Annotated in this window: 11 protein-coding genes; 6 read left to right on the top strand and 5 right to left on the bottom strand. The window is 60.8% G+C overall.

From position 1 onward, the window contains the following. Positions 1–17: 17 nt before the first annotated feature. Positions 18–509, bottom strand: a complete 492-nt coding sequence (locus tag BMZ35_RS09075) for a hypothetical protein (RefSeq protein WP_093093172.1) — start codon at positions 507–509, stop codon at positions 18–20. 303 nt (positions 510–812) lie between these two features. Between BMZ35_RS09075 and rpoH the strand changes: the two genes are divergently transcribed. The 4 genes from rpoH (at position 813) to BMZ35_RS09055 (ending at position 4,099) form a co-directional block, all read left to right on the top strand. After that, complete coding sequence (gene rpoH, locus BMZ35_RS09070; protein WP_093093170.1) at positions 813–1,709, top strand: RNA polymerase sigma factor RpoH; 897 nt, start codon at positions 813–815, stop codon at positions 1,707–1,709. A gap of 87 nt (positions 1,710–1,796) precedes the next feature. Then, positions 1,797–2,750, top strand: a complete 954-nt coding sequence (locus tag BMZ35_RS09065) for a capsular polysaccharide export protein, LipB/KpsS family (RefSeq protein WP_093093168.1) — start codon at positions 1,797–1,799, stop codon at positions 2,748–2,750. An 8-nt stretch (positions 2,751–2,758) separates the two neighbouring features. After that, entirely contained in the window at positions 2,759–3,730 is a 972-nt protein-coding gene (locus BMZ35_RS09060; protein ID WP_093093166.1) for a Gfo/Idh/MocA family protein, read from the top strand. A gap of 99 nt (positions 3,731–3,829) precedes the next feature. Then, positions 3,830–4,099: a DksA/TraR family C4-type zinc finger protein gene (locus tag BMZ35_RS09055; RefSeq protein ID WP_093093164.1), complete on the top strand. Its 270-nt coding sequence runs from the start codon at positions 3,830–3,832 to the stop codon at positions 4,097–4,099. Here the strand turns inward: BMZ35_RS09055 and BMZ35_RS09050 are convergent. From BMZ35_RS09050 to BMZ35_RS09035, 4 genes are all read right to left on the bottom strand, one after another. Continuing rightward, the gene (locus tag BMZ35_RS09050; protein ID WP_207502940.1) at positions 4,062–4,988 is read right to left on the bottom strand and encodes an endonuclease V; all 927 of its coding nucleotides are present in this window, start codon (positions 4,986–4,988) and stop codon (positions 4,062–4,064) included. The two genes, BMZ35_RS09055 and BMZ35_RS09050, sit on opposite strands and share 38 nt — an antisense overlap. Positions 4,989–5,122: 134 nt before the next feature. Continuing rightward, positions 5,123–6,943, bottom strand: a complete 1,821-nt coding sequence (locus BMZ35_RS09045) for a M3 family oligoendopeptidase (RefSeq protein ID WP_093093162.1) — start codon at positions 6,941–6,943, stop codon at positions 5,123–5,125. Between the two features lie 138 nt (positions 6,944–7,081). Then, positions 7,082–8,020, bottom strand: coding sequence for an alpha/beta fold hydrolase (locus tag BMZ35_RS09040; protein ID WP_093093160.1), 939 nt, complete (start codon positions 8,018–8,020; stop codon positions 7,082–7,084). Continuing rightward, positions 8,020–8,310: an SCP2 sterol-binding domain-containing protein gene (locus BMZ35_RS09035; protein ID WP_093093158.1), complete on the bottom strand. Its 291-nt coding sequence runs from the start codon at positions 8,308–8,310 to the stop codon at positions 8,020–8,022. Before BMZ35_RS09035 ends, BMZ35_RS09040 begins: the two co-directional genes overlap by 1 nt. A gap of 40 nt (positions 8,311–8,350) precedes the next feature. On the opposite strand from BMZ35_RS09035, the gene BMZ35_RS09030 reads away from it, so the two are divergent. Beyond that, a complete protein-coding gene (locus tag BMZ35_RS09030) occupies positions 8,351–8,962 on the top strand; it encodes a tetratricopeptide repeat protein (protein WP_242654745.1) in 612 nt (203 codons plus the stop codon). Positions 8,963–8,993: 31 nt separating this feature from the next. Then, positions 8,994–11,789, top strand: coding sequence for a helicase-related protein (locus tag BMZ35_RS09025; protein WP_093093156.1), 2,796 nt, complete (start codon positions 8,994–8,996; stop codon positions 11,787–11,789).

The raw sequence follows: 11,789 nt of genomic DNA, 5'->3' as shown, positions 1-11,789 counted from the left end.
TCCGGGTGCGGGGCGCGTTATTGCCCGAGGGCAAAAGTCGCCCCGACGCCGAACACGGCGCCGGATTCACCCTGGAATTGCGGAGCCGGAACGACCTGAAGGAAGGCGTTTTTGTAGTTGATCTGGATGGCGGGCAGGATGGTGATATTGCTGTTGCCCAGCGTGACGTCGAAATGGCGGGCATTGCTGCCGTAGTCGACGAAACTCAGTACTCCGCCAAAAGCGACTTTTCCGACGTCCCAGAACTTGCCCACGGATACCATGGGAGAAATCTTTTCGTAGCTGTTGAGATAGGCGCCCACGCTGTAGTCAAGCGTGACAAAGCGGTTTTCCCATGTGAAAACGAGCCCCGGATTGAATTCATTCCAGCTGTTCTGTCCGGGATTGGGCGGTGTGAGATTGTAATGATGCGACGCCAGCGGAATGTAGATTCGATCCGGTCCCAACCCTTCGGCGGCTGCGCTGGATGCAATCAAAAGCCCCAGAAGGGCGCCCAAATGGGGTTTCATGTCTGTCTCCTGCCCGAGATCGGCGCTTTGGCCGCTGTTTTGACCTTATCAAAGGCGCATTTGCGCCCGTGAACCCGAAGAAATACCTGCAACACCAAAAGGGCAGCGGAAGGGTAGCATTTTGGCAATACCGGGCCCATGATGCGTCAGCTCTTACACAAGTGCGTGATTTTTCTCTTGGGGTGTGGGGGAGAGAGCAATCCGGCGATAGAATTAACAGGAAATTAACGCAAGACGACTTGAATGGGCGTTAGCGCTCACTAAATCCATGTTAAGGGAATAAACATTGGGAGGCCGAGAGCTTTGAGCAACTATGCGAATCTTCCCGCTCCGACACCAGAGGGCGGGCTTAATCGGTACCTTCAGGAAATCCGCAAGTTCCCCCTGCTGGAACCGGAAGAAGAATACATGCTGGCCAAGCGCTGGGTCGAGGAACAGGACGCAGCGTCGGCGCATAAGATGGTCACCTCCCACCTGCGGTTGGCCGCCAAGATCGCCATGGGCTATCGCGGCTATGGCCTGCCGCAGGCTGAGGTGATCTCGGAGGCAAACGTAGGCCTGATGCAGGCGGTCAAGAGGTTCGATCCGGAAAAGGGCTTCCGGCTTGCAACCTATGCCATGTGGTGGATCCGCGCGAGCATTCAGGAGTACATCCTGCGGTCGTGGTCATTGGTAAAGCTGGGCACAACCAGCGCGCAGAAGAAGCTTTTCTTCAACTTGCGCAAGGCCAAGGCCCGGATCGGCGCGCTGGAAGAGGGTGATTTGCACCCCGACAACGTGGCGCGGATCGCCCACGACCTTGGGGTCACCGAAGACGAAGTCGTGTCGATGAACCGTCGCATGTCGGGCGGGGATGCGTCGCTCAATGCCCAGGTCGGCAGCGACGGCGAAGGCTCGATGGAATGGCAGGACTGGCTTGAGGATGAAAGCGCAGACCAGGCGTCGGACTACGAGGCGCGCGACGAGCTTGCCGCGCGGCGCGAGTTGCTGGCCGAGGCAATGGAAGTACTTAACGACCGTGAAAAGGACATCCTTACTCAGCGCCGCCTGATGGACAATGCCGTGACCCTTGAAGAGCTGAGTGGTCAGTACGACGTGAGCCGCGAGCGTATTCGCCAGATCGAAGTGCGCGCTTTCGAGAAGCTGCAGAAGCGGATGCGCGAACTGGCGGCGTCGCGCGGGATGCTGACCTCGGCCTGACGGCTTGGCAGCTTGTTCGAAAACACATAGCCTCTTCCGCAACGGGCGGGAGAGGCTTTTTGTTGGCGTGGGATTGCGAGGTCGGTGATGAATAGCGGCGGGGTGGTTTTGCACTTGCCGGAAGGCTGGCTGCTTGATCGCAGCGAGATGCCGCCGTTTTATCACAAGCTGCAACATGGGTTCGAGGAACTGGGAATCCGGTGTACGCTGGAAGAGGTGGATGCGTCCGACCCGCAGTCCCGGATTGCCGGGGACCGGGATTTTCATATCTTCAATCATCGCCGCGTCGTGCATCCGAGGGCGCTCAATGCGGGCGTGGCATATGTCTATCCGTTCTGGAACCTTGATCCGCAGGGCATCCGGGCTCATTCCTCGATCGCGGACATGCCGTTCCGCGCGCATAAGGTGGATGGCGACAAGGCGAGGGCGTTTTTGGGCAAGCTTCGTGGCCGATGGGCCGAACAGCGCCAGTCGCGCTATGCGCAGCCCGAGGACCGCGAGGACATACCGGAGAATGCCGTCGCGGTGTTCTTTCAGAGCGAGGGGCATCGCGGCGTTGACGAGACCTGTTTCATGGATCGCTGGCAGATGCTGGAGGCCACGCTGCTTGGATGGCCCGGGCCCGTTGTCGTGAAACCGCATCCGCGCGAGATGGAGGAGGCGGTTTTTGTCCGCTTGCTTGAGGTTCAGGCGCGTCACCCCCGGCTGGTGATCAGCCAGGGCAACATTCACGACATTCTTTCGGCCTGCGTGCGGGTCGTGACCATCAACTCGGCCGTGGGGATCGAAGCCTACATGCATCGCAAGCCGGTGATCCTGTGTGGACAGACGGATTTCCACCACATTGCGGACACGGCGCGCGCACCTGACGAATTGATCGCCCTCTTGGGCAAGGCCCCGGCGGGACGGGTCTATGCCAAGTATCTTTATTGGTATTTTTGCCGGAATTGCGTCGATGCGGGACGTGCGGATGTGGCCGGTCAGGCTGTGCGGCGGATCGAAGCGACCGGGTTTGAACTGGTGCGCGGCAACGGGGGATAGGCGAGGACATGTCAAAAGATATCGTGCGGTGGGGCGTCCTTGGGGCCGCGCAATTTGCCCTGAATCACATGGCACCGGCCATTCACGCGGCCAAGGGGGCAGAGCTTGCGGCGCTGGCGACCCGGAACAGCGACAAGGCGAAAGGGTTTCAGGCTTTCGCGCCGGGGCTGCGGGTGCATGAGAGCTATGAGGCTTTGCTGGCCGATCCCGAGATTGATGCGGTTTACATTCCGCTGCCGAACCACCTTCATGTGGAGTGGTCGATCCGGGCTCTGGAGGCAGGAAAGGCGGTGTTGTGCGAAAAGCCCGTTGGCATGGAAGTGCACGAGATCGACCGGCTGATCGCTGTACGGGATCGGACGGGGATGCTGGCGGCCGAAGCGTTCATGATCGTGCATCATCCGCAGTGGAAACGCGCGCAGCACTTGCTGGCAGAGGGCGCAGTCGGCGAGCTGATTCAGGTCAACGCGGTGTTCAGTTATTTCAATGACGACGCAGGCAATATCCGCAACCAGGCCACTGCCGGGGGTGGGGGGCTGCGCGATATCGGTGTCTACATTCTGGGCGGGACACGCTTTGCGACCGGGCAGGAACCGGAGCAGCTGGATCACGCACGGCTTTCGATGCAGGGGGGGATCGACCTTGTTGCCGAGATGGCGTTCCGGTTTCCGGGATTCGGGTTTCAGGGCTATGTCTCGACCCGAATGGCCCCGCGCCAGGAGGTGCACTTCCATGGGGACAAGGCGGTGTTGAGCCTGACATGTCCGTTCAATGCCGGGGTGTTCGATCAGGCGGAACTGCGCCTTGCGCGGAATGACAAGAGTGTCGTGATCGAACGGTTCCCGGGGGTGAATCAGTATGTTCTGCAGGTCGAGGCCTTTGTTCGGACCTTATTGGACGGGGTGCCGTTCGACTGGACGCTTGAGCAGGCGCGCGGCACGCAGGCGATGATTGACGACGTGCTGGCGACGGCAGTGTAAAAATTCGGTGTCGGTGCCGGGTTTGGCCAACGCCCGCCCGCCCACCCCGTTGCCCAAACCCCGGCTGCGCACTACCTTTTATCCTGAAGGGAGACCGTCATGGCCGGAGGCTGGGCGCGCGATGGCGCGGTGAGTGAGCAGATCGAGGCATCGATCAACGACGAGTTGGCGCGGATGAAGACGCGCAAGGCGCCCGTGGGCGAGAGCCTGACCCATTGTGCCGAATGTGAAGAGGAAATCCCCGAGGCACGGCGCAAGGCCATCCCCGGCGTGAAGCTGTGCATCGACTGCATGCAGGAGCGCGACAACGCGTTCAAGGCACGGGGCGGGATCAATCGGCGGGGGTCGAAGGACAGCCAGTTGAAGTAGTCCCGTCGCGACACAGACGATCAACAGCCGTAAGAAGGGTGGGCATCCGGTGCGCCCCGTGCATCCAGCGTATGAAGGTCTTGGCGCTGTCTTGTGAGACGCCAACAGCTGTCACGTAGAGCGGATGTTTGCTTTCCCCGCGTCGCAATTCCGCATCTTGAGGCGTGTCCTTGAACCGGTTTTTGGCGACACCGATGACAGGAATTTCCTCATTCAATGCCCGGTAGAGGTGCATGCCGAGGCCATCGACTGCGTTGGGTCCGAGGGTGACATAGCCATCGATAACGACAACGCAGGGCGGCGTTTCCATCTTTTCGAGAAGAGCGAGGATGCAAGGCAGTTCGCGTTTGTAAAAAGCGCCCGGTTCGTAAGGAGCGATGGGCGAGACAGTTGTCGTAATTGTGTCGAAAGCGGTCTCCGCTTGCCAATGCGTGAAGAGAACCGCGGCGGCGGTGGCGCTCTTGTCGCCGTCATAGTGCACGTCGATGGCCACCAGTGGACCTTCTTCGGGCTCATCCTCTTCCTCCTCCTGGCGCACAGGGGTCACTTTGCATTCACTGGTCAGGAACCAGACCGTGGAGAGGTCCCACGGATCGATCCAGACCGGGTAGGGGTGAGCAAGGTGGCGCGGTGCGTGGGCTCTTAAACGATCGTTCCAGTAGAGGCGATACTCCTGACCTTTCCAGGTGAATCGAAAATCATGGTAGACGAGTGCGGGCAGCGGAGTGCGCTCGCTCGACATGAGCTTGTCCGCCGTGGTGATGGTTCCGGCGTAGTAATCTGTGCCGTGATGGCGGGCGTCGAGTTTTTTTCGAAAGCGAAGAGGGGCGCCGTGAAGGCGGGGCAAAGGGGCCAGAAGCCAGATGAGGAAAGAGCGGAATGGGTTCAAAATGAAGAGGGTGCGGCATTTTCAGAAGCGACGGTCATTAAGCAAAAACCGGACAGGTATTTCAACCTGTCCGGCATGACAATTTCGGTCAATTTGTGCAATGCACTTGCCACCAGGCATATGCGATTGGAGTCTTAGGCTTCCATCGCTTCCAATTCGTCGATCATATCCGAGATCATCGACAGGCCCTTGTCCCAGAATTTAGGATCGGAGGCGTCGAGGCCGAAGGGGGCCAGCAATTCCTTGTGGTGCTTGGAGCCTCCTGCCTTGAGCATGTCGAAATACTTGTCTTCAAAGCCTTCGCCCCCCTCTGCGTAGACAGCATAGAGCGCGTTCACCAGCCCGTCGCCAAAGGCATAGGCGTAGACGTAGAAGGGCGAGTGCACGAAATGCGGGATATAGGCCCAGAAAGTTTCATAGCCTTCCATGAAATCGAAGGCTTCACCGAGGCTTTCGGCCTGAACCGACATCCAGAGCGCGTTGATGTCGTCCGGGGTCAGTTCGCTTTCGCGGCGCGCGGCGTGCAGTTTGCATTCGAAATCATAGAACGCGATCTGGCGCACCACGGTGTTGATCATGTCCTCGACCTTGCCCGCCAACATAACCTTGCGCTGTTCGGTGGTTTCAGCAGTCTCCAGCATCTTGCGGAAGGTCAGCATCTCACCGAACACGGACGCGGTTTCGGCCAGCGTCAGCGGGGTGGACGACAGCATCTCGCCTTGCTCGGCAGCAAGGACCTGGTGCACGCCATGGCCCAGTTCGTGTGCGAGAGTCATCACGTCGCGCGGTTTGCCGAGGTAATTCAGCATCACGTAGGGGTGGACATTGGTCACGGTCGGGTGGGCAAAGGCACCGGGGGCCTTGCCAGGTTTCACGGCGGCGTCGATCCAGCCCTTGTCAAAGAAGGGCTCGGCCAATTCACCCATGCGCGGGTCAAAGGCTGTGTAGGCGTCCATGACCATCTTGCGCGCCTCGTCCCACGAGATTGTGCGCGGGTCTTCCATCGGCAAGGGGGCGTTGCGGTCCCAGACCTGCATGCGGTCCAGACCCAGCCATTTGCGTTTCAGCTCGTAATAGCGGTGCGAAAGCTTGGGGTAGGCGGCGACCACGGCGTCGCGCAGGGCCTCAACCACCTCGGGCTCGACGTCATTGGACAAGTGGCGCCCGGTTTGGGCAGTCGGCATGTTGCGCCAGCGGTCGACGACCTCCTTTTCCTTGGCGGCAGTGTTGTGCACGCGGGAGAAGATCTTGATGTTGTCGCTGAAGACGCGCGCCAGTTCATGGGCCGCTGCTTCACGTTTGTCGCGGTTGGGATCGGTGAGGAAGTTGAGCGTGCCTTCGATATTGTATTCCTCGCCTTCCACTTCGAAGGTCAGCCCGGCGATGGTTTCGTCAAACAGACGCTCCCACGCGTCGCCAACCACTCCGAGGTCGTGCAAGAATCGTTCAAGCTCGTCCGAAAGCTGATAGGGCTTCATGGCGCGGATGCGGCGGAAGACTGGTTCATACCGGGCGAGACCGGCGTTTTCCGCAAATGCCGCGCTGAGTTTTTCGTCTTCGAGCCGATTGAGTTCGAGTGTGAAAAACACCAATGGCGTCGAGAAATTCGTCAGTTTTTCCTGACAGTTGGCCATGAATTGCGCGCGTTCGGCATCGGTGGTGAGCTGGTAATAACGCAGGCCCGCATAGGACATGATGCGCCCCGAAACCTGCGAAATCTTCTCGTTGCGCTGCACGCAGGTCAAAAGATCGGCCGCGGAGAGTTCGGCCAGCTTGCCTTCGTAGTCGGCGGCAAAGGCGGCGCATTCGGATTCGAGCCACTCGAGATCGGCCAGAAGCTCGGGCGCGTCGTCGCCGTTGTAGAGGTCGCTCAGGTTCCATTCGGGCAGGTTGCCCAGTCCCTCCGAACCGCTGGTCGGGTTGGCGTCACGGACGGGGAAGGGAAGGTGCAGCATGAAGGGCTCCTGTTCAGGCAACTGTTTCGTGACAGATAGGCAGAGGGGCGCGGTAGGTTCAAGGGGCAAGGGAGCGTTGCCCCCGTCACTGACAAACTGCGACTCCCCCAGGGTATTTGGGGAAAAAGTAAGCCGGGATCAGCTGTGGGCGTCAAACAGGTCGCGGATCTGGTCGAAAATGACATCGCGCTTGGCCTGCGTTTCCATCAGCACTTCATGTTCGCCGCCGGGGACGAGCTCGAGACGTCCGTTGGGCCAGCGCTGCATGCGGTCGTGAACGGCGGCGGAATCGACGATCTTTTCGGCGTCTCCCAGGAAGGTGATGCAGGGATAGTCCGGAGAGGGCTGTGTGCGCAGGGTCTTGGTTTCCCGCAGCGCCTCGTGCAGCCAGTGCAGGCTGGGTCCGCCAAGCGCGAGGTCGGGATAGGCGTGCATCTGATCCTGCATGTAGCGATACATATCGGGATCGGTGGTCAGGGTGTTGCCCTCGAAAGGGGCATCGAGCACATAGGTTTGAGCGCTGGTACCGGGCGCATAGCGATGTCCCTGACCCGTGCGGGAACTTGCCCAAGACATGGCCCAGGCGGCGGGGCGCATGAGGGCGGATAGCTGAATGCCGAACATCGGCCCGGAAAAGGCGGCAGCATTGACCGGCATGCCTTCCATCAGCGCGCGCAAGCCGATGCAGCCGCCCATGGAATGGGCCACGACATACCACGGTTTGGGGCAGTCCAACTGTTCGGCGGCTTCGAGAATTGCGGCCACGTCCTGTTGGTAGTCGGTGAAGTTCTGGACATAGCCGGAGCGGCGGTCATCGATCAGGCGGTCTGCCAGACCCTGCCCGCGCCAGTCGACCGATACCTGCGCGTATCCGCGGGTGGCAAGATCCTGTGCGGAGCGTCCGTATTTCTCGATATATTCGGTGCGACCGGGGAACAGGAAGACTGTCCCCCGCGCATCTTCATTGGCCCAATAGGCCATGCGAATGCGCACGCCATCTTCGCAATGCAACCACCAGGCCCGTGCTTCGGGGCCGTCGGCGACGTCATGATAGAAGGGGGCGTCGCGCAGGTGCATCAGGCGAGAACCGAGCCCAGACGCATGGCGGCGCCCATGTCGCCGTCGACGGTCAGCTTGCCGGACATGAAGGCGGCGGTGGGGTTCAGTTCGCCGTCAAGAATCGACTGGAATGTTTCGACGTCGGCCGACAGGGTCACGTCGGTGTCTTCATCCGAGGCGCGCACGCCGTCCGAGTCGATCACGATGGCGCCTTCGCCTTCAATCTCGAACTTGGCGGAGCCGTCGAACGCGTCACCGCTCAGTTTTTCTTGCAGGGCGGCCACGGCGGCCGATACGATATCGCTCATGTGCTTGATCCTTCACTTTGTCGTGCACATCTTGGGTTTCATGCGTGCACAGGCTACAATGATTTACGTTATGGTCAACTTAATGCGTTATCTCAAACCTGTCGTCACGGCATGTAGCCTGTCCGCAATATTTTTGCAACCCTCGGTTGTTTTTTCGCAGCAAGGCGCGCTTGTGGACGAGGATGTTCCGGCGTTGTTGCTTCAACTGCGTGATGCCGAGCCGGGGCAGGCGGAAACCATTGCCGAGCGGGTGCGCCGGGCGTGGAGCCTGTCGGGGTCGGCATCGGCGGACTATCTTCTGCGACGCGGGCGCAAAGCGATGGAGCTGGGGGATGCTGCAACTGCGGTTGAGCATTTCACGGCGCTTGTCGATCATGCCCCCGGGTTCGCGCAGGGCTGGGCAGAACGGGCGCGGGCCTATTTCGCGCTCGACCTATACGGTCCGGCCGTGGGGGATTTGGAACAGGCGCTGGCGCTCAACCCGGATCACTTCGAGTCGATCATGGGGTTGGCGGTGATCCTTGATTCCATGGGGCGCAACGCGGATGCCTATGAAGCGTACCTGCAGGTCAAGGCTATACATCCCCATCAACCGGGCCTAACAGAGGCCCTGACGCGACTCGAGCCGCTGGTTCGGGGCAGCGAGCTCTAAGACGCGCAACGACCAGAACAGGCAGCAGATCATGGCCGGCGAACGGCAAATCACGGCGGTGCTGGGTCCGACCAATACGGGCAAGACGCATTACGCCATCGAGCGGATGCTGGGATATCGGACCGGGGTGATCGGCCTGCCGCTGCGGCTTTTGGCGCGCGAGGTGTATGACCGCATTGTCGCCGTGCGAGGCCCGTCGGTGGTCGCTCTGGTGACGGGTGAAGAGCGGATCGTGCCGCCGCGCACGCAATACTGGGTCTGTACCGTCGAGGCGATGCCAGAGGGGATCGGCCCGGATTTCCTTGCCATCGACGAGATCCAGCTTTGCGCCGACCCAGAGCGCGGTCATGTCTTCACGGATCGCCTGTTGCGAGCGCGGGGAACGCAGGAAACGCTGTTCCTTGGCTCGGATACGATGCGCGGCGTGATTGCAGAACTGGTGCCCGGGGTGCAATTCGTGCGGCGCGAGCGGATGTCGACGCTGAGCTATTCGGGGCCGCGCAAGATTTCGCGGATGCAGCCGCGTTCGGCCATCGTCGGCTTCTCGGTCGACAATGTCTATGCCATCGCCGAGCTGATCAGACGCCAGAAAGGCGGCGCGGCTGTGGTGATGGGCGCGCTTAGCCCGCGTACGCGCAACGCGCAGGTCGAAATGTATCAAAACGGGGATGTTGATTTCCTTGTCGCGACTGATGCCATTGGCATGGGGCTGAACCTTGATATTGATCATGTCGCGTTTTCGTCGCTGAGCAAGTTTGACGGGCGGCGTATGCGCCCGCTTGCGCCCAATGAGTTGGCCCAGATCGCCGGGCGCGCGGGGCGCGGCATGAGCCACGGCACCTTTGGTGTGACCGGAGAGGCACCGGCTTTGCCCGATGAGGTGGCCGAGGCGATCATGGAGCACCGCTTCACACCCATCCGCAAGCTGAACTGGCGCAATGCGCGGCTGGATTTCGGGAGTATTGATGCGCTGATTTCGTCGCTGGAGGTGTCGTCGGACGACATGCTTTTGATGAGGGCGCGTGAGGCAGATGACCTGATGGCGCTCAAATCGCTGGAGAAACAGGCGGAGATCCGCGCACGGGCCAGTGACGGAGCTTCGGTCAAACTGTTGTGGGACATGTGCCGGATTCCCGATTTCCGGGGCATCAGCCATGCGGAACATGCCAGCATGATTGAGAATATCTTTTGTGATCTGCATGAACGGGGCCGGGTGCCGGATGACTGGATGGCGCGGCAGGTGCGGCGATTGGACCGGACAGATGGCGACATTGACACGTTGTCGAAAAGATTGGCGTTTATCCGCACGTGGACATATGTCGCGCAGCGCAAAGGCTGGGTAAATGACGAAAACCATTGGCGCGGCGAGACTCGCGCTGTAGAAGACCGCCTGTCGGATGCGTTACATGAGCGTCTGACTCAAAGATTTGTGGACCGGCGCACATCTGTGTTGCTGCGCCGGCTCAAACAGAAGGAGGCCCTTTTGGCCGAGGTAAACGACAAGGGTGAAGTGACCGTCGAGGGCGAATTCGTCGGACGGCTCGAGGGGTTCCGTTTCAGCGCGGACAAGGCAGAAACCGGGCAGGAGGCCAAGACGCTGCGCCAGGCAGCGCTACAGGCGCTGGTGCCGCAATTCCATTTGCGGGCAGACCGGTTCTATAACGCGCCCGATACCGAAATCGACTTTACCGAGCAGGGTGGCCTGATGTGGGGCGAGCATGCCGTCGGCAAGCTGGTTGCGGGCGCAGAGCCGATGAAGCCGATGGTCGATGTGTTTGTCGACGAGGAAGCCGGGGTCGATGTTGCGCAGAAGGTGCAGCGCCGCCTGCAACATTTCATCGACCGCAAGGTCGCCGCACTGTTCGAGCCGCTGTTGAACCTGAGCCGGGACGAAGAGCTGACCGGGCTGGCGCGGGGTTTTGCCTTCCGCATGGTTGAAAACCTCGGGATCATCCCGCGTGGGGACGTGGCCGATGAGGTCAAGGAGCTGGATCAGGATGCGCGCGGCGCGCTGCGCAAGCATGGCATCCGCTTTGGTCAGTTCACGATCTTTATGCCTCTGCTGCTGAAACCCGCCCCAACGCGTTTGCGTCTGGTGCTGTGGTCGCTGGCCAACGGCCTGCAGGAATTCCCCGAAGCGCCGCCCCCGGGTCTGGTGACGGTGCCGTCTGGGCAGGGCCTGCCACGTGGCTATCACGCAATGTCGGGCTATCGTGCAGCAGGTGAGCGGGCGATCCGTATCGACATGTTGGAACGCCTTGCAGACATGCTGCGGGTTGAAGACAGCCGTGGCGGGTTCGAGGCCAAGGCCGACATGCTGTCGATCACCGGCATGACGCTGGAACAGTTCGCCGACCTGATGCAGGGGCTGGGTTACAAGGCCGAGAAGGGTGAGCGCGAGAAGGTCAAGATCTTGGCCGAAGCTGCGCCCGAGGCCGAAAAGACAGAAGATGTCTCGGCAGAAGCGGCCCCTGAGGCAGAGGTCGCCGAAGACACAGCGGCCGAGGTGGCGGTTGTAGAAGCCGCGCCCGAAGTGGAAGCCGCAGAGCCGGAAGTACCAGAGATTGAGGTTTACTACACCTTCACCTGGGCAGGCCGCCAGAGCACCCGTGGCCCGCGCCGCGGTGGTCAGGGGCGCCGTGACCAGGGAGGTGCGCCGCGTGGCAAAGGCGGTAAACCACAGGCCAAGGGTGGCAACGCCAAGGGCAAGGGGCCGCGCCGTGATGGCGGGACAAAGCAGTATCAGGCGCGTCCGCCAAAGCAGGACAAGATCGACCCGAACAACCCCTTTGCCGCAGCGCTGATGGGGCTGAAGTCCAAGGACTGA

Origin of the sequence: Shimia aestuarii (assembly GCF_900114635.1) — a bacterium.
Lineage (GTDB): Bacteria > Pseudomonadota > Alphaproteobacteria > Rhodobacterales > Rhodobacteraceae > Shimia > Shimia aestuarii.
Note: the sequence above shows the minus strand (reverse complement) of the source record. Positions and strands in the feature narration are given on the sequence as shown.